At 63.3% G+C, this 18228-nt stretch carries 17 protein-coding genes and 2 tRNA genes; 12 read left to right on the forward strand and 7 right to left on the reverse strand.

Annotated features, from left to right (window positions below):
* Nucleotides 1-157: 157 nt before the first annotated feature.
* Nucleotides 158-631, reverse strand: a complete 474-nt coding sequence (locus OKC41_RS20440) for a DUF1097 domain-containing protein (protein ID WP_042014355.1) — start codon at nt 629-631, stop codon at nt 158-160.
* A gap of 371 nt (nt 632-1002) precedes the next feature.
* Here OKC41_RS20440 and msrP point away from each other — a divergent pair, with 371 nt between their 5' ends.
* Nucleotides 1003-2013, forward strand: a complete 1011-nt coding sequence (gene msrP / locus OKC41_RS20445; RefSeq protein ID WP_042864787.1) for a protein-methionine-sulfoxide reductase catalytic subunit MsrP — start codon at nt 1003-1005, stop codon at nt 2011-2013.
* 91 nt (nt 2014-2104) lie between these two features.
* Nucleotides 2105-2758: a protein-methionine-sulfoxide reductase heme-binding subunit MsrQ gene (gene msrQ / locus OKC41_RS20450; protein ID WP_042014353.1), complete on the forward strand. Its 654-nt coding sequence runs from the start codon at nt 2105-2107 to the stop codon at nt 2756-2758.
* 10 nt (nt 2759-2768) lie between these two features.
* On the opposite strand, the gene OKC41_RS20455 is transcribed toward msrQ, so the two are convergent.
* Entirely contained in the window at nt 2769-3017 is a 249-nt protein-coding gene (locus OKC41_RS20455) for a PepSY domain-containing protein (protein WP_010675973.1), read from the reverse strand.
* A 63-nt stretch (nt 3018-3080) separates the two neighbouring features.
* Between OKC41_RS20455 and OKC41_RS20460 the strand changes: the two genes are divergently transcribed.
* The 4 genes from OKC41_RS20460 (at nt 3081) to OKC41_RS20475 (ending at nt 6086) form a co-directional block, all read left to right on the forward strand.
* Nucleotides 3081-3413, forward strand: coding sequence for a PepSY domain-containing protein (locus tag OKC41_RS20460; protein ID WP_010675972.1), 333 nt, complete (start codon nt 3081-3083; stop codon nt 3411-3413).
* An 87-nt stretch (nt 3414-3500) separates the two neighbouring features.
* Nucleotides 3501-4157, forward strand: a complete 657-nt coding sequence (locus OKC41_RS20465) for a response regulator transcription factor (RefSeq protein ID WP_005332666.1) — start codon at nt 3501-3503, stop codon at nt 4155-4157.
* Between the two features lie 31 nt (nt 4158-4188).
* On the forward strand, nt 4189-5535 hold the full coding sequence (locus OKC41_RS20470; protein ID WP_010675971.1) for a sensor histidine kinase: 1347 nt from the start codon (nt 4189-4191) through the stop codon (nt 5533-5535).
* A gap of 89 nt (nt 5536-5624) precedes the next feature.
* Nucleotides 5625-6086, forward strand: a complete 462-nt coding sequence (locus tag OKC41_RS20475; RefSeq protein WP_010675970.1) for a hypothetical protein — start codon at nt 5625-5627, stop codon at nt 6084-6086.
* A gap of 222 nt (nt 6087-6308) precedes the next feature.
* Here the strand turns inward: OKC41_RS20475 and torA are convergent, their stop codons facing one another.
* Nucleotides 6309-8789: a trimethylamine-N-oxide reductase TorA gene (torA, locus tag OKC41_RS20480; RefSeq protein ID WP_270672327.1), complete on the reverse strand. Its 2481-nt coding sequence runs from the start codon at nt 8787-8789 to the stop codon at nt 6309-6311.
* Nucleotides 8790-8811: 22 nt separating this feature from the next.
* Complete coding sequence (locus tag OKC41_RS20485) at nt 8812-9942, reverse strand: NapC/NirT family cytochrome c (protein ID WP_134997192.1); 1131 nt, start codon at nt 9940-9942, stop codon at nt 8812-8814.
* A 299-nt stretch (nt 9943-10241) separates the two neighbouring features.
* Here OKC41_RS20485 and OKC41_RS20490 point away from each other — a divergent pair, with 299 nt between their 5' ends.
* Nucleotides 10242-12251 (forward strand): DNA topoisomerase III, encoded by a 2010-nt coding sequence (locus tag OKC41_RS20490; RefSeq protein ID WP_201895028.1) that lies wholly within the window; start codon nt 10242-10244, stop codon nt 12249-12251.
* A 73-nt stretch (nt 12252-12324) separates the two neighbouring features.
* Here the strand turns inward: OKC41_RS20490 and OKC41_RS20495 are convergent, their stop codons facing one another.
* The gene (locus OKC41_RS20495; protein WP_041211921.1) at nt 12325-13680 is read right to left on the reverse strand and encodes a TrkH family potassium uptake protein; all 1356 of its coding nucleotides are present in this window, start codon (nt 13678-13680) and stop codon (nt 12325-12327) included.
* On the reverse strand, nt 13677-14330 hold the full coding sequence (locus OKC41_RS20500; protein WP_010675965.1) for a TrkA family potassium uptake protein: 654 nt from the start codon (nt 14328-14330) through the stop codon (nt 13677-13679). The genes OKC41_RS20495 and OKC41_RS20500 overlap by 4 nt, the downstream gene beginning before the upstream one ends.
* Nucleotides 14331-14455: 125 nt before the next feature.
* On the opposite strand from OKC41_RS20500, the gene murB reads away from it, so the two are divergent.
* On the forward strand, nt 14456-15493 hold the full coding sequence (gene murB, locus OKC41_RS20505) for a UDP-N-acetylmuramate dehydrogenase (protein ID WP_201895029.1): 1038 nt from the start codon (nt 14456-14458) through the stop codon (nt 15491-15493).
* A complete protein-coding gene (birA, locus tag OKC41_RS20510; RefSeq protein WP_042864793.1) occupies nt 15490-16455 on the forward strand; it encodes a bifunctional biotin--[acetyl-CoA-carboxylase] ligase/biotin operon repressor BirA in 966 nt (321 codons plus the stop codon). Before murB ends, birA begins: the two co-directional genes overlap by 4 nt.
* Before the next feature lie 76 nt (nt 16456-16531).
* Here birA and coaA read toward each other — a convergent pair whose 3' ends face one another.
* Nucleotides 16532-17470 (reverse strand): type I pantothenate kinase, encoded by a 939-nt coding sequence (coaA, locus tag OKC41_RS20515; RefSeq protein ID WP_029314861.1) that lies wholly within the window; start codon nt 17468-17470, stop codon nt 16532-16534.
* Nucleotides 17471-17733: 263 nt separating this feature from the next.
* Here coaA and OKC41_RS20520 point away from each other — a divergent pair.
* The 3 genes from OKC41_RS20520 to OKC41_RS20530 all read left to right on the forward strand — a co-directional run.
* Nucleotides 17734-17818, forward strand: a tRNA-Tyr gene (locus tag OKC41_RS20520).
* A 38-nt stretch (nt 17819-17856) separates the two neighbouring features.
* Nucleotides 17857-17931, forward strand: a tRNA-Gly gene (locus tag OKC41_RS20525).
* Nucleotides 17932-18103: 172 nt separating this feature from the next.
* On the forward strand, nt 18104-18228 hold a 125-nt coding region (locus tag OKC41_RS20530; RefSeq protein ID WP_234887766.1), incomplete at its 3' end, for a GTP-binding protein.

Here is an 18228-nt window from a genome sequence, read left to right on the forward strand (position 1 = left end):
CAGGCTGCGGCCGCCCGCGCGGGGGCGCGCCGGGGCTGGCTACTTGTTGTGTGTGGGGGGCCACCCGCGTTTGTGGGGGGGGGGGGGGGCCCCCCGGGGGCCCGGGGGGGGGGCCCCCCCCCCCCCCCCGCCCCTCTGGTTTCCGACAGAATCGGCCTCAGGCCGGATCGCTGACGCCGCCGGTGGAGAGGGTCTTCTGGGAGAGCCAGAGGCCGCTCGCCTTCATCAGATAGCCAAACAGGGCGCCGATGATGAGGGAGGGCAGAATGAGCCGCCACTCGCCTGCGGCGCCGAAGGTGGCACAGCACCCGGCGAAGGTGCCGGGAATGTAGGCGAGCCACTGCTGCCTGGCCTGCACGCACATCAGGGTGGCCACCACCCCTGTCATCAGATAGCCCGCCATGCCGGCCCCCCACCAAGTCTCCCCGTGGATCAGCAGGAGTGCCCACAGCATGCCGGTGGTGTTGCACAGCAGGGTCTGCAACAGCGCCTTGTAACCGCCACTCGAGGCGAAGTAGCTGGTGCAGCCGAGGAAGCCGACCCAGGAGATGAGACCGAGTGCGGCGGCCAGTCCACCCCAGACGGCGGAGAGGATCCCGGTCGTGATGGCGATGGCGAACAGTGGGCTCATGGCGTGACTCTCAGTGGTTGAATCCGGAAAAGGAGGCAGCCTACTCCGCGGTGGAGCGGCAGCAAGCGGGGGCCGGATTGTGTGTGATCCCGGTCACTCTTTGCAACTCTGGAATACGCTTGCGCTCGCGAAAAAAATTCATTGGAGGCGCCGCAGACCTTGTTCCATAGTTAGAGGCCCTGTCCTGCTCATGGAGTGAATCTGATGGTGCCAAACGTGATCGTTCCTCTGCTGGTGTTCGTAGTGCTCTTCCTGGCCGGTACCATGGCCAAGGCACTGCCCCTTTACCAACTCATGTAATTCTGTGTGAAATAAAACTCGGCCGGGGCGGGTCTTATGGTTGTCAACCTCATCGTCCCGGGAGTTTTTTCATGTTGATCAAGCGCCGTACTTCTCATCACCCCACCGAGCAGGATGTCACGCCGGAAACCGTCTATCAGGATCGTCGCCGCATCTTGAAAGGGCTGGGCCTGGGCGTCGGTGCCGCCACCCTGGCGTTTCCGGTGAAGGCCAGCCTGCTGGATCTCTTCGCACCGGACAAGCCGGCCACCGTGGCCCCCACCAGACCCCTCGACATCCGTGCCGCGACCCGGCCAGAGGGATTGATCCTCACCCCGGAGGAGAAGGCCACCACCCACAACAATTTCTACGAGCTGGGGACCGACAAGGGGGATCCGGCCCGCAACGGCCATTACCTCAAGCCCGAGCCCTGGACCCTGAAGGTGGAAGGGGAGGTGGCCAAACCCTTCACCCTGGATGTGTGGGATCTCATCAACAAGAGCACGCTGGAGGAGCGCATCTATCGGCTGCGCTGCGTGGAGGCCTGGTCCATGGTGCTGCCCTGGAGCGGCATTGCGCTGGCGGATCTGATCCGCCGTGCCGAGCCCACCAGTCGCGCCAAGTTCGTGGCCTTCGAGACGCTCTATGATCCGGAACAGTTACCGGGGCAGGCCTCCCGTGCCCTGGGGGGCGGCATCGATTATCCCTATGTGGAGGGCTTGCGCCTCGACGAGGCCATGCACCCCCTCTCCTTCCTCGCCATGGGGCTCTATGGCAAAACCCTGCCCGCCCAGAACGGGGCTCCCATCCGGCTGGTTGTGCCCTGGAAGTACGGCTTCAAGAGCATCAAGAGCATCGTCTCCATCCGCCTGGTGGAGGAGATGCCCCCCACCACCTGGAACCTGCTGGCGCCGAACGAGTATGGTTTCTATGCCAACGTCAATCCGAGCGTGGATCACCCGCGCTGGAGCCAGGCCAGCGAGCGTTTCATCGGCGAGGGGGGCATCTTCGGTGCCAAGCGCCAGCCGACCCTGATGTTCAACGGCTACGGGGACGAGGTGGCGTCCCTCTATCAGGGGATGGATCTGCGTAAATGGTATTGAGACTGACGCTCTGTCCGACTGATCTCTTGCCTCCTTCTCCCCTGGTGGGAGAGGGGATGAGAAGCGGGAAAAACATGACGGGAACTGCAATATGATGCCGAGACTGAAAACAGCCCATGTCAACGGCTTGCGGGCGCTGGTGCACCTTGGTTCGATCGGCTTTCTGCTCTGGCTGGGCTATGCCGTGCCAGCCGGGCTGCTGGGGGGGGATCCGGTCCAGGGGCTGACCCATTACCTTGGCAAGGGGGCCCTCCACCTGCTGTTGCTGACCCTGCTGGTGTCGCCGCTCGCCAAGCGCTGGCGCCAGGGGCAGCTCATCAAGCTGCGCCGCCCCCTCGGGCTCTGGTGCGCCGCCTGGGCGTCCCTGCACTTCATGGTCTGGCTGGGGCTGGATCTGCAGTTCGACTGGGGGCTGATTGGCGGCGAGCTGGTCAAGCGCAGCTACATAGTGGTGGGCATGGTGGCGCTGCTGCTGTTGCTGGCGCTCGGCATCACCTCGATCCCGGCCCTGTTGCGTCGCATGGGGCCGGCCTGGCAGAAGCTGCACAACTGGATCTACGGGGTGGCTCTGCTGGTGCCGGTACACTACTGGTGGTCGGTCAAGAGCGGCTGGCAGGAGCCGCTCATCTATCTGGTGCTGGCCTGCGCCCTGCTGTGGCCACGTCGGGAAAAGCTGCTGCGCCCCTGGCGCAGGCGAGCACAAGTAGCCGGGAGGGGGGCGGCGCAACAGCCGTCACGCCCATAGCAAAAGAGGCCTATTCGGCCTCTTTTTTGGTGATCTCGCCGGTGTTGGCATCGACCTGCAACTGGACGCGCTGATCGTCGGCATTCAGGGTATCGACCTCGAATTTGTCCCCTTCCAGCTCCACTTCCCGAATGTCGTGATACCCTTGTGCCAGCAACAACTTGACCAGTCCGGCCATGTCGAGACGTGTCTGCGCCGCCCAGCCAAAGGTGGAAAAGAGGCACAAGATCAGCAGGATACTGCGTGGGATCATATTCATTCCGGATTCATGGCTGGCACACTATAAACGGCATTATGTTAGGTTTTGAGAGATGAATCACCCATGAATAGCGCGCTGCCCCTGCTTGGATTGCTGCTGCCGATGCTGGTTCAGGCGGCCCAGCCGAACGAGGCCTTGCTGCAACAGGCGGTCAGCGAGGGGCGGGTCCGCCCGTTTCATGAGTTGATGGAGGTGGCCTCCCGCCTGCCGGTGCGCGTGCTGCGCGTCGATCTGGGTGAGGAGGATGGCGTCTGGCTCTACGAGCTCAGGCTCATCGACGAGGAGAACAGCGTCATCAAGGTGGGCTACCGGGCTGACAATCTGGAGATGGTGTGGCTCAAGGGTCACCATCTGGAGCGCCTGTTCGCTCCGCGCCCGCCCCCGGAAGAGGAGTAACGGCGTGAGTCCGCGAACCTACCGCCGTCCGGTTCGTCCCCCCAACCGTTGCCGGTGCCGGCACAACCCTGTTTTGGATACCCATGTATGCGCATTCTGATAGTTGAAGATGAAAAGATCCTCGCGGGCCAGCTGGCGGAACAGCTGCGTCTGTCCGGTTTCGTCACCGATCTCTGCCACGATGGCAACGAGGCGGGCTTTCTCGGCGAGACCGAACCCTATGACGCCATCATCCTGGATCTCGGCCTGCCCGGTCGCGACGGCCTGAGCGTACTGAAGGAGTGGCGCAGCAAGGGGATGGACACCCCGGTGCTGGTGCTGACCGCCCGTGGCCAGTTGCACGAGAAGATTGAAGGGCTCAACGCCGGGGCGGACGACTACCTCACCAAGCCCTTCCAGGTGGCGGAGCTGGTGGCGAGGGTGCAGGCGCTGGTGCGCCGGGCGGCGGGGAACGCCAGCTCCATCCTCGAGATCGGTGGCGTGCGTCTCGACATGGCGGCTTCCCAGGTGTGGTACGAAGGAACCCCCATCAAGCTCACCGCCCACGAGTTCCGGGTGCTGGGCTACCTGATGCAGCACAGGGGCAAGGTGGTGTCCCGCAGCGAGCTGATCGACCACATCTATGCCCAGGATTTCGATCGCGACTCCAACACCGTGGAGGTGTTCATCGGCCGCATCCGCAAGAAGACCCACGCCGATCTCATCGAGACGGTGCGCGGCCTCGGCTACCGGATCAACGAATGACGCGACCGCAACCGATGGCGGGGTGGGTTGAATGAGGCTGGTACGTACCCTGCGAGGTCGGCTGGTGGTGATCGCCATGGTCTGGTGCGGTCTCTTCCTGTTCGCCACCGGTTTCAGCCTGCAGACCATGATGCGCAACTACTGGCAGGAGGCGGAGGCCGATGGCTTGCGCCTGCAGCTCTACGATCTGCTCTCCCGCCTCGAGATCCAGCCGGACGGCATGCCGGTGGTCACCGAGCCCATGGCCGACCCCCGTTATCGCCAGCCCTACTCCGGCTACTACTGGCAGCTGGAGCTGGGGGAGACGGTGGTCAGCCGCTCCCGCTCCCTGTGGGATGCCCATCTGAGCGCCCACGGCCTGAAGTCGGCCTTCGGCGATCCGGATCTCTTCGTCGGCAAGGGGCCCAACAAGGAGCCCCTGCTCATCATGACCCGTACCGTGCTGCTGCCGGGGTCTGATCGGGTCTTCACCCTGGTGATGGCCAAGGACAGCAGCGCCCTGACCCAGACCCTGAAGAAGACGCGTATTAGCCTCTTCCTCGGCCTCGGCTTCGCCGCCACCGGCCTGGTGCTCGGCTTCATGTTCCAGATCCTCTACGGCCTGCGCCCGCTGCACCTGCTGCGCCGCGAGCTGAGCCGCGTCCATCAGGGTCATCAGGAGGGGTTCCGGCTGCGCTACCCCCTGGAGATCCAGCCGCTGGTGGAGGACATCAACCGCCTGCTGCACCACTATGGCGAGCTGCTGCAACGAGCCCGCTCCCACACCGGCAACCTGGCCCACGCCCTCAAGACGCCGCTCAGCATCATGCGCAACCAGGTGACCCAGTTGCCGCCGGAGGATCAGGCCGCCCTCGGCGAGCAGCTCGACCAGATCCAGCGCCACATCGACTACCACCTCGGCAAGGCGCGGGTGACCGGCGCCGCCAAGATCCTCGGGGTCTCGACCCCGGTGCGGGCCCGGGTGGAGTACATCTGCCGCGCCTTCTCCCGCCTCTATCCCGGCAAGACGGTGGACTTGCAGGTGCCGGTCAATCTGGCGGTCGGGGTGGAGGAGCAGGACTTCGACGAGATGGTGGGCAACCTGCTGGAGAACGCCTTCAAGTGGTCCGCCAGCGAGCTGCGCATCTCCAGCGCCGAGCTGGGGGGCTGGATCACCCTGCGCATCGAGGACGACGGTCCCGGCATGAGTGAAGATCAGATCGCCAAGGCGGTGCTGCGGGGGGTGCGCCTCGACGAGAAGGTGCCGGGCTCGGGCCTTGGCCTCAACATCGTCTCGGATCTCGCGGAAGCCTATCGCGGCAGTCTCATCATGGGGCGGGCCGAGCTGGGGGGGCTCGCCGCTTCCCTCTCCCTGCCCAAGGTGGCCAGGGTCGAGTGACGGGGCGCCCCTTTTGTGCCGCCGTGCTGGCAAGGGTGCGGCACCCGGCATAAGATACGTCTCTTGTTTCAGGTGTAGGAAGGGTAGCAATGACTGACGATCCTTGGGCTTTGTGCCATCTCGATGATTCGTTCGATGCCTCCGTGCTGGGCACCAAGGGGGCCCAGATCCAGTGGTTCGAGGACAGGGATGCCCTGATCCAGTTCTTGCTGGAGGACTTTGTCGATCTGCTGGCCGACGTGGGCGAGCTGGACGAGGATCAGACCGAGAGCGCGCGGGAGCGCTTCACCCTGCTGGTGGAGCAGAGCCTGGATGATCGCACCCTGATGGATGCCATCAACGATCTCGCCTCCGGCCTGCGCCGCATTGCCTGGCTGGGGCCCCTCTCCGAACTGGCTGAGTTGAGCGACGACTTCGCAAGCGGGCTGCGAGCCTTCTTCTGGAGCCAGTATGACGGTGACGAGGATGACCCCGAGGCCTGGGTGCCGGAAGATCTCTGGCCCCAGCTGGTGGAGTGTGCCGAAGAGTACATGGTGGAAGGAGACTTCTGAGCCACCTTGTCCGCGCTCTGGCTGCAAGGCGGGTGGAGTGTGCCGAAGAGTACATGGTGGAAGGAGACTTCTGAGCCACCTTGTCCGCGCTCTGGCTGCAAGGCGGGTGGAGTATGCGGAAGAGTATATGGTTGAGGGTGACTTGTGATTCTGAGCCACACCACAAACTGCGATAAGAAAACGGCGCCTTGATGGCGCCGTTTTTGTTGCTCAGTCCTCTACTCAGCCGTTGGCCGGTACCTCGTGCGCCGTGTTGGCGAGCACTGGCCCGATATACTTCTCTATCTGCAATTGGGCCATGTGGCCGCAGTTGCCCTGGGCCAGACTGGACGAGCCCTCGTCGAAGGTGAGGCAGTTGACGTTGCCGTTCTTGCAGATGCTGCCCGCTTCGCCCGGCTTGGCCGGGTCATACCAGGCCCCTTCACACACGCGCACCACCCCGGGCCGGATATCGGCGGATATCAGGGCCCCCACCAGGATCTGGCCGCGCTCGTTGAAGGCCCGCACCAGATCGCCATCCTGGATGCCGCGCGCTTTGGCGTCGTCAGGATGGATCAGGATCGCTTCGCGGTCGGCGATGGCGAACTTGTCCCGCAGCGGGGTGTTGTCGAGCTGGGAGTGCAGCCGCTGGGTCGGGTGGGAGGTGTTGAGCGACAGCGGATAGCGCGCCGCCACCTCGCTCTTCACCCACTCCTTGGGCTCATACCACTTGGGATGACCGGCGCAGTCGGCATAACCCATCCCCGCCACCGTGTTGGAGAAGATCTCGATCTTGCCGGACGGGGTACCGAGCGGGTTGAGCAGCGGGTTCTCGCGAAAATCGGCGTGACGGATCCACTGGCGGTTGGCCTCCGGGATCGGGAAGCGGATGTAGTTGTTGGACTCCCAGAACATGTTGAACGGCGGCAGCGCCACCCGGGCACCGCGAGCCTGGGCCGCCATGCCGTCGTACATCTGCTTGAGCCACAGCATCTCGTCCTTCCCTTCGGTGTACTGCTCCTGCATGCCCAGCTTAGCGGCGATGGCGCTGAAGATGTCGAAGTCGTTGCGGGACTCATGCTGGGGGGGGACGCACTGGTGCATGGGGAAGACGTAGCGCTGGGAGTAGTCGCCCCCCATCTCCAGGTCGTTGCGCTCGTAGCTGGTGGTGACCGGCAGCACGATGTCGGCATGTTTGGCAGTCGCCGTCCAGTAGGGCTCGTGGACGATCACGGTCTGGGGTTTGCGCCAGGCCTGCAGCAGGTTGTTGGTGTCCTGATGGTGGTGGAAGGGGTTGCCCCCCGCCACGTAGACCAGCTTGATGTCCGGATAGGTCACTTTGCGGCCGTTGAAGTCGATGGTCTTGCCCGGGTTGGCGAGGCAGTCGGCGATGCGGGCCACCGGGATGGGGGCCGGGCTTTTCTTCGGTGCGTTGCCAGCGGAGATGCCCGCCAGAATGCCGCCCTTGGCGGTGGGGCTGCCACCGGAGGAGTAGTGGTAACTGAAGCCGTAGCCGCCCCCCGGCAGGCCGATCTGGCCCAGCATGGCGGCCAGAGTGACCAGCATCCAGTTGGGCTGTTCACCGTGGTGCTGACGCTGCATGCCCCAGCCCGCCATGATCATGGTGCGCTTGGCGGCCATGTCGAGGGCCAGCTGGCGGATCACCTTGGCCTCGACGCCGCAGATGGCGCTCGCCCACTCGGCGCTCTTCGGCTGACCGTCCTCCTTGCCGAGCAGGTAGGCGAGGAAGGTGTCGAAGCCGACGGTGTAGCGATCGAGGAAGGCCTGATCGTGCTTCTTCTCGCTGTAGAGGGTGTGAGCGACACCCAACATCATGGCCACGTCGGTATAGGCGTTCGGGGCAATCCACTCGGCATTGGCCAGCTTGGCGGTCTCGTTGTAGACGGGATCGATGCTGATGACCCGGGTGCCTTTCTCTTTCAGCGCCTTGAAGCCGGCCTGCCCCTCGTGATCCGGCATGTTCCAGCTGTTCTTCAGGGTCACCTGGGCGTTGACCCCCCAGAGCACCACCAGTTCGGCGTGCTCCACCACGTTGGGCCAGGCGGTCTGCTGCTCGTACACCTCGATGGAGCCCATCACGTGGGACATGATCACCTGGGCCGCGCCGGTGGAGTAGTCCCCGGCATAGCCGGTGAAACCCCCGGCCAGGTTCATCAGGCGGTGCAGCAGGGTGCGGCTGTTGTGGAACATGCCGACACTCTTCCAGCCGTAGGATCCGGCGTGGATCGCCTGCGGGCCGAAATCAGACTGGACGCGCTGGATCTCGCCGGCCACCAGTTCGATGGCCTTCTCCCAGCTCACTCGCACCCACTCGTCGGCACCGCGCAGCTCCGGTCTGGCACCCGGGCCGTGCTCCAGCCAGCTCTTGCGCACCATGGGGTACTTGATGCGGTTCTTGGCGTGGACCTGGAACGGCGCCATGTCGATGAGGTCATTCGGTGCCGGATCGTCGGCCACCGGCTGGACCCGCACCATGCGGCCCTCGGAGACGATGGCCTCGAAGGCTCCCCAGTGGGCGCCGGTCAGGATGCCCTTCTGGGCGGGCACCAGGGTGGGGAACTGCTCAAGGGCTGTGCTGACGGCCTTGGCCAGGGCGCTTTTCGGGAAGAGACCAGCCAGCAGGGGCAAGGCGGCACAGGCCCCCAGCCCCTTGAGCAGAGTACGGCGGGAGAGGTTGGTCTGTTGGTCATTGAAAAAAGTCATGGGAGAGTCCTCTGTTCCTGCCTTAATGGGCCGCGCTCATGTCGCTGGCGTGTTTCTGCACGTATTGGGTGAGCATGCGCGCCTGCTCCGGGGTGAGGGAGGTACGAGACTCCATCCCCTTGATAACGCCGATCCACTGGTTGGCGTTGAAGTGATCCAGCGCGGTGAGGCCGTGACAGCCGGTGCAGTTGTTGGACATCAGGGTGGAGGCGTATTGCCACAGCTTGCCCTGGTCGCCGATGAGCTGGCTCTGGTCAACCCAGGCGGTCAGGCTGACCTGATGCCAGGTGAGGTTGGTGGCGCTGTCGGTTTCGCTCTTGCCGGTCACGAGGGCTTTTCTGGCGGCTTCGCCGACCAGCACGCTCAGGATCCGTTTGCCGGGGGCGGCGTAGAACACCTCGCTCACACCGTCCTGCTGCCAGCCGTCGATGCGCACCTGGGTGCGGCCGTTGTCGTTGGCCAGCACTTCCACCTGGGTGGAGGGCATCAGGGTGCCTTCGTCAGTCTTGGCGCCGGCATCCAGATAGAGCGGGGTGGTGGCGATGGCATAGCGGGTGGTGACGGTGGTCGGGGTCTGGGCCGCGGCGGCGGCCAGTTCGCTGGCACCGGCGGCGGCCAGGCCGCTCATGTCCGGCATGATGTGGGCAACGCCGCGGTGGCAGTCGATGCAGGTCTGACCCTCCTTGATGGCGACCGGGTGCTCGGCGCGGGCATTGGGGCGCTGGGCCAGGATGTCCATGGCGGCGTAGCTGTGGCAACTGCGACAGGTGGCGGAGTCATTGGCCTTGAGCTGATCCCACACGGTCTGGGCCATGCGCAGCTTGTGGGCCTCGTATTTCTCCGGGGTGTCGAGGGTGCCGATCGCCTCGTGATAGATGTCCTTCACGGCGCGGATCTTGGTCCAGAGATAGGCGGCGGGTTCACTGGGGATGTGGCAGTCGGCGCACTCGGCGCGGATCCCCTTCACGTTCTGGAAGTGGACGCTGCCCTGATATTCGGCGAGCGGGGTCTGCATGGAGTGGCAGGAGACGCAGAACTCGGTGGAGCTGGTCTTGTGCAGCACGGTGACGGTGACGCCCAGTGCGGCGATCCCCAGCAGGGCCCCGAGCAGCAGAAGCCAGAACCAGGTCTTTCTCAACAGTTTTCCAAGCATGGTGACGGTGTCCTTCGAATTCGGGTATTACCAATATAGTAGTAGTCCCAGGATTCAAAGGGTTGACCTCGGTCATGGTTTTTATTTCGTCATATAATTGTTTTTTTGGTTTTGTTATTTGTTTTGGCATGATTTCTTGAATTTAAATCTCATTTTTCCCATACAGCGGGAGCGGGATGCGCTGTGGTGAGAGCGATGCCCAAGCCGGGGCGAGGAGGCAGTACGCCACCCCGGGGCTTGGGGTTTGTGGCGAGAGGATTGTATACTGTTCACATATACAGTATTCAGGTGTATCCATCATGCGACTCTTTATCGCCGAGAAACCCAGCCTTGGCCGCGCCATCGCCGATGTCCTCCCCAAACCGCACAAGAAGGGGGATGGTTTCATCGAGACGGCGCAGGGAGACGTGGTGACCTGGTGCATCGGCCACCTGCTGGAGCAGGCCGAGCCCGATGCCTACGATGCCGCCTACAAGCAGTGGCGCATGGAATCCCTTCCCATTGTCCCGACCCAGTGGCAGCTGGTGGCCAAACCCAAGACCAAGGCCCAGCTGGCCGTCATCAAGGGGCTCATCAAGCAGGCGGACTGCGTGGTCAACGCCGGTGACCCGGACAGGGAAGGGCAACTGCTGGTGGACGAGGTGATCGACTTTCTCGGCTATCCCAAGACCAAACCGGTTCAGCGCTGCCTCATCAGCGATCTCAATCCCCCCGCCGTGCGCCGCGCCCTCGACAAGCTCAGAGACAACAAGGAGTTCGTGCCGCTGGCGGTGTCGGCGCTGGCCCGTAGCCGTGCCGACTGGCTCTATGGCATCAACATGACCCGGGCCTATACCCTGCTTGGCCGCAAGGGGGGCTGCAGCGAACTGCTGTCGGTGGGTCGGGTACAGACCCCCTTGCTCGGTCTGGTGGTGCGCCGGGATCTCGAGATCGAGGCCTTCGTTCCCAAGCCGTTCTACGAGGTGATGGCCCATCTGTTGACCCAGGGCAACGAACGTTTCACCGCCAGGTGGCTGCCATCGGAGGCATGTCTGCCCTGGCAGGATGAGGAGGGACGGGTGCTCAACCGGGCGCTGGCCGCCAAGGTGGTGGAGCGGATCCAGGGGCAACCCGCCCGGGTGGAGGCGGTGGAGGAGCAGGCGCGCAAGCAGGCGGCGCCGCTCCCCTACAACCTCTCCAGCCTGCAGATCGACGCGGCCAAGCGCTTTGGCATGGATGCCAAGCGGGTGCTGGATATCTGCCAGAGCCTCTACGAGCGGCACAAGCTCATCACCTATCCCAGATCCGACAGCCGCCATCTGCCGAGCGAGCACTTCAACCGGGCCGGCCAGGTGCGGGAGGCCATCGCCAGCACGGCCCCTGCGCTGGCCAGGGCGGTCGCCGAAGCGGATGGCAGGATCCGCAGCAAGGCGTGGAACGACAGCAAGGTGGATGCCCACCACGCCATCATTCCCACCGAGAAGAGGGGGAACGAGGGGAGCCTGGGGGCCGACGAGGCGAAGCTTTACGGCCTGATTGCCCGCCAGTATCTGCTGCAGTTCTACCCGCCGTTCGAGTACAACGACAGCAAGGTGTTGCTGCGCATCGCCGGAGGGCTGTTCCAGGCCAAGGCGCGCCGCATCCTCAAGGCGGGCTGGAAGGCGCTGCTCGGAGTGGAAGAGGATGACGAGGAGGAGGCGGGAACCCTGCCTGCCCTGAAAGAGGGGGAGGAACTGCTGTGCGAGCGGGGGGAGCTGCTGGAGAAGATGACCCAGCCCCCCAAGCCGTTTACCGATGCCACCCTGCTGGCCGCCATGACCGGCATCGCCCGTTATGTGCAGGATCCCGAGATCCGCAAGACCCTGCGGGAGACCGACGGTCTGGGCACCGAGGCGACCCGGGCCGGGATCATCGATCTGCTGTTCAAGCGCCGCTTCCTGGTGCGCCAGGGCAAGAGCATCAACGCCACCCCGACCGGGCGAGCCCTGGTCCAGGCGCTGCCCACGACCGCCACGACACCGGACATGACGGCACTGTGGGAGCAGAGTCTGGGTCAGATCGCCGAACGTCACGGCAGCTACCAGCAGTTCATGGGGCCGCTCACCGAGCAGCTCAACGGCCTGATCGAGGGGGTGCGGCAGGATTCCGGCGCCAGCTTCAGCGCGCTGCCCAAGGCGGCGCCCGGTGACAGCAAGCAACGCTTTGCCCGCCGCAAGCGGACTGGGTCCACCGCCGCACGCCCCCGCACGAGCACGGGCAAGAGTGCTCGTGCGGGGAAGAGCCCTGGAAAGAGCACTGGCAAGGGGACGACCAGGGGCAAGGCGGCCTGAGGCCGGCGAGCGCTGTGATCACATAAAAATAAGAAGAGGGGCCAGTGGCCCCTCTTTACATGGATGGAGCGGCTTACCCCGTGTAGACGCTTTCTTCCGGATAACGGATGCGGGTCTCCACCGGGCGGGCCAGCATGATCGCCAGGGTGAGGGGCCCCAGACGGCCGCAGATCATCACCAGCACCAGGATCAGTTTGCCCGGTTCGCTCAGAGAAGCGGTGATGCCGGTGGACAGTCCCACGGTGGCAAAGGCCGAGATGGTCTCGAACATGATCTTGTCGAATGATTGCGACTCCGTGAGCATCAGCAGGAACATCGCCAGCATCAGCACCATGGTACTGACGATGATGATGGCCAGGGAGCGGGTCACTATCTGGGGTGACAGGGTGCGGCCGAAGGCGGTGACATGGGGGCGCTTGGTCAGAAACGCCCGGGTCGCCAGCAGAACGACGGCAAAGGTGGTGACCTTGATACCGCCCCCGGTGGAGGTTGCCCCGGCACCGATGAACATCAGCATCATCATGAACAGCAGGGAGGCCGGTACCATCTGGCCGATATCCACCGTGTTGAAGCCCGCCGTGCGCGCGGTGGCCGACTGGAAGAAGGCTGCCAGCCACTGGCTCCCGAAGGAGGCGTTGCCCAGGGTGCCAGGGTTGTTGTGCTCCAGCAGCCAGAACATCAGGGTCCCCAGCAGCAGCAGGGCAGGGGTCATCAGCAGCATCAGCTTGCTGTGCAGTTTCAGCTTGCGCCAGCGGCGGTTGCGCACCAGGTCGACGATGACGGTGAAGCCTACCCCCCCCAGGATCAGCAGGGCCGGTATGGTCAGGCTGATGATGGGGTCATCCCGGTAGTCCATGAGGTTGTTGGCAAACAGCGAGAAGCCGGCGTTGTTGAAAGCCGACACCGCGTGGAAGAAGCTGACGTAGAGGCCGTGGCCCCAGCCCATGTCGGGCACCCAGCGAATGGCCATGATGGCGGTGCCGATCAGCTGGGCAATCAGGGCGAACAGGACGATGCGTTTCACCAGCTGGACGATGTTGACGGATCCCTCCTGGCCCAGTGCCTCCTTGGCCAGCACCTGCTGGCGCAGCCCGACCCGCTTGCTGAACATGGCGATGAGCAGCAGTGTCATGGTCATCTGGCCGAGACCACCAATCTCCATCAATATCAACAGGATGATCTGCCCCTGCAGGGTGAAGGCGGTGCCGGTATCCACCACCCCGAGGCCGGTCACGCTGATGGCGGAGGTGGCGGTGAACAGTGCGTTGATGACGGTGACCTCACCCTTGTGGCTGGAGGGCTGGACCAGAAACAGGGTGCCAACCAGCAGGATGATGAGGAAACTGCCCAGGATGAGCTTGGCCTCGCTCCAGCGGGAGTTGTCTTCCCGATGCAGGGTGAAGGCGTAGTTGCTGCGCCAGTTGATCATAGGGTGTCGAGCCAGTGATCGATGGCGTGCTTGTTGCCGGCCAGAATCAGGATGTCACCGAGTTGCAGCTCCATCTTGCCGGTCAGGACGTTGTGCAGCACCTCACCCCGCTTGATGGCCAACAGCTGGAAATCGCTTTGCTGCAGCAGGCGCAAGTCGGCCAGGGTGCGGGTGTTTTGCTGCAAGCCGATCACGAACTCGGTCAGCACCATGTCGTGACCCAGCTCCAGGTAGTCGAACAGCCGGTTGTCCAGCATGCTCTGGGCCACCCGGCGGCCCATGTCCCACTCCGGGTTGATCACCTTGTCCGCGCCTACCTTCTGCAGGATCTTGGCGTGGAACTTGTCGCGGGCCTTGACCCAGACCTTCTTCACGCCCGCCTCTTTCAGCACCAGCGTGGTCAGGATGCTGGTCTCCAGGTTGTCGCCGATGGCGACAAAGACGATGTCGAAATTCGCCAGGCCCAGTTCGGCGACCGTGGCCTCGTCGGTGGCATCGGCCACGATGACGTGGTTACAGAGGGTGGCTATCTGGCGGGTCTTGCTCTCGTCGATGTCGATGGCCAGTACCTCGGCATTCTGGCGCTGCAACTCTTCGCACAAGGCGCTGCCAAACAGGCCCAGGCCGATGACGGCGAATTGATTGTTCATACATGCTTCCTCAGCGGGATGAAGGGGTTACTCTACTCCAGAGCCCTGAGTCCGAAAAGTGTCCGGGTTTTTTGTCCCGGGGGATCTGGGGTAAACTGCGCCCTTGTCCTTGTCGGAACACACAGATGAAACTCACCCCCCACGCCTCCCTGTCGACCCTCAACACTCTGGGCCTGGACGCACACTGCCTCTGGCTGGCCGATGTGACCCGGCCGGATGATCTCGTGCAACTGCGGACCAACCCGGAGTTGGCCACCTTGCCGCGCCTGGTGCTGGGAGGAGGAAGCAACATCCTGTTCTGCGATGACTTTGCCGGTCTGGTGGTCCACAACGGCCTGAAAGGGATCACGCTGCAAGAGGAGGCCGAGCACTGGCTACTGCACGTGGCGGCAGGTGAAAACTGGCACGAGCTGGTATGCCACGCCCTGCAACAGGGCTGGCACGGGCTGGAGAACCTGGCACTCATTCCCGGGACGGTCGGGGCGGCCCCGGTACAGAACATCGGTGCCTACGGGGTCGAGCTGGCCAGCGTCTGTGCCTACGTGGAGGCGTTCAACTGGCAGAGTGGCGAGGTTGAGCGCATCGCGGCTGCCGACTGCCGGTTCGGTTACCGTGACAGCATCTTCAAACACGACTATCAGGACTCCCACTTCATCACCGCCGTCGGTCTGCGCCTGCCCAAGGCATGGCGCCCGGTCGCCGGTTATGGCCCGCTGGCGGCGCTGGGAGATGCTCCTTCGCCACAGGCCATCTTCGATACCGTCTGTGCCACCCGCATGGTCAAGCTGCCGGATCCGGCGGTGCTGGGCAACGCGGGCAGTTTCTTCAAAAACCCTGTGGTGCCCGCCGCCCTGGCGAAGACCCTGAAACAGCAATACCCGCAGATGCCCAGCTACCCCGCAGCAGAAGGGCAGGCCAAGCTGGCGGCTGGCTGGCTCATCGATCAGTGCGGTCTCAAGGGGTTTGCCATCGGTCGTGCCGCCGTCCATCAGGAGCAGGCGCTGGTGCTGGTGAATCTGGGGGGCGCCAGCGCCATGGAGCTCATCGCGCTGGCGGCCCATGTCCGCGACAGCGTGGAGCACCAGTTCGGTGTGGTGCTGGAACATGAGGTGCGCTTCATGGGGCGCAGCGGTGAAACTTGGCTCGATGAGGTACTGGCATGACCCTGACCCCCGTCAGACAGACCCTGATCACCCTGCTGAGCGATGGTCAGTTTCATTCCGGCGAGCAGCTGGGCGAGCGCCTTGGCATCAGCCGGGCTGCGGTGAGCAAGCACATGGCCGCGCTCAAGGATCTGGGGCTGGATCTCTTCAGCCTGACCGGCAAGGGCTATCGGCTGGCGGTGCCCATGGCCCTCTATGACGAGGGGCGGCTGCAGGCAGAGGCACCGATGGCACCGGTGCACTGCTTCCCTGTCATCGACTCCACCAACCAGTACCTGCTGGAGCGGGTCAACACCCTGAGCTCCGGGGAAAGCTGTCTGGCCGAGTGCCAGACCGCCGGGCGGGGACGTCGTGGCAAACCCTGGGTTTCTCCCTTCGGTTGCCAGCTGATCCTGAGCATGTACTGGCGGCTTGAGCAGGGCATGGCGGCCGCCATGGGACTGAGTCTCGCGGTCGGCGTGGCGGTGGTCGAGGCGCTGGAGTCCCTCGGTTATCCCGGGGTGGAGCTCAAGTGGCCGAACGACCTCTATTACCAGGGCCGCAAGCTGGCGGGCATCCTGGTGGAGATGAGCGGCAGTGCGGGTGCCAGCTGCCATCTGGTGATCGGGGTCGGCCTCAATCTGGCGATGCCGAGTCGGGAGGGGGAGAAGATCGATCAGGCCTGGTCCGAGCTGCGCCATATCCAGCCCGAGCTGGTGGATCGCAACGAGCTGGCCGCCTGCGTGCTGCTGCACCTGCAGCAGGCCATGCAGACCTTCGAACAGACGGGACTGGCGAGTTTCGTCGAGAGCTGGAACCGGCTTGACCACTTCGCCGGCCAGCCGGTGAAGCTGCTGATGGGAGAGCAGGTGATCCGCGGGATTGCCCGGGGGATCGACGAACGCGGAGCCCTGCGTCTGGAGACGGAAGAGGGGCTCAAGCTCTATCTGGGAGGGGAACTCTCCCTGCGGCGGGGGGACTGAACCCATACGCTCATGACGACTGAATGAAAGAGGGGGCCTGCGGGCCCCCTCTTTCATGTATGCACTGCGACAGTGGTCACTTGCGCAGCTTAATCTGCTCGATGGCGTGCTCGTTGCCCTTGGTGAGGATGAGGTTGGCCCGCTCCCGGGTCGGCAAGATGTTCTCTTGCAGGTTCAGGTAGTTGATATCCTGCCAGATGTTGTTGGCGATCTCGGTCGCCTCGCTCTCGGCCAGCTTGGCGTAGTGGTGGAAATAGGAGTCGGGATCCGAGAAGGCGCCGCTGCGGAATTTGAGAAAACGATCGATGTACCAGGTGCGCAGCAGCTCGGCGTCAGCATCCACATAGATGGAGAAGTCGACGAAGTCCGACACGAACACGCGATGAGGGTCCTGGGGATAGTCCATGCCGCTTTGCAGCACATTGAGCCCCTCCAGGATCAGGATGTCCGGCTGCTCCACCACCTTCTTCTCGTCGGGCAGGATGTCATAGATGAGGTGGGAGTAGACGGGGGCCTCGACCTTCTCGTGGCCGGCGCGGATATTGGCGACAAACTCCACCAGATGGCGGATGTCATAAGACTCGGGGAACCCCTTGCGACGCATCAGGCCACGGGCTTCCAGCTCCTTGTTGGGAAACAGGAAGCCGTCGGTGGTGACCAGCTCCACCCTGGGGTGCTCCGGCCAGCGCTCCAGCAATGCCTGAAGGATACGGGCCGTGGTGCTCTTGCCCCCTGCCACGCTGCCGGCGATGCTGATGATATAGGTGCCCTTGCCGCGGGACTGACCGAGAAACTGCTCCAGCACCCGGCTGCGGCGCTGCTTGGCCTTGACGTAGAGATTGAGGAGACGGGAGAGGGGCAGATAGATCTCTTCCACTTCCCGCAATGACACCTTCTCGTTGATCCCGCGCAGGGTCTGCAGATCGTGCTCGGTCAGGGTCAGGGGGACCGCATCGCGCAATAACGCCCATTGTTCGCGGGTGAATTGCAAATAGGGGTTATGCTCTGTCGTCATGGTGTCATCACTGTTTCTTGGGCAGGGCGACCATACACCAAGGGATCGGGAGCGACAAGGGACGCGTCCGGTCGGGACGGAGAAGGAGCGTTTTTTTGCCTGGATCCCGGCATAAATGCACATTTTGCAAGGTGCAATGGTTGCATCCCCAAAATCCTTACCATAAAATGCGCGACGCTTGGATGTCTGTCGTCTATTTGCCCAGCAAAAGCGACAAAAACAACGGGTGCAAGCAGAATTACCGTTGTGGCATTTATGCAACTGGAGGGGTTCCCGAGCGGCCAAAGGGATCAGACTGTAAATCTGACGGCTCTGCCTTCGAAGGTTCGAATCCTTCTCCCTCCACCATATTTCTCTGCGGTTTGAGTTCTTTGGGTTAGAGAAATGCGGGCATCGTATAATGGCTATTACCTCAGCCTTCCAAGCTGATGATGCGGGTTCGATTCCCGCTGCCCGCTCCAAGATGCTGATATGGCTCAGGTAATTCTGAGAGCCACACCTTAGGGTGAGTTCGGCAATCGAACCAGCCTGCCAGCACCAACCTCTCTACTCCCCTTGATTCAAATCCATCATATAAACTGTTCTGTGGTTAGCTTGCCACCGCGTACTCAGCGTTAGTTTAGAGGGACGATCATGTCTAAAGAAAAATTTGAGCGTAATAAACCGCACGTTAACGTGGGTACCATCGGCCACGTTGACCACGGTAAAACCACCCTGACCGCCGCCATCACCAACGTGCTGGCCAAGCACTTCGGTGG

The organism is Aeromonas sp. QDB17, assembly GCF_027705305.1.
Lineage (GTDB): Bacteria > Pseudomonadota > Gammaproteobacteria > Enterobacterales > Aeromonadaceae > Aeromonas > Aeromonas caviae.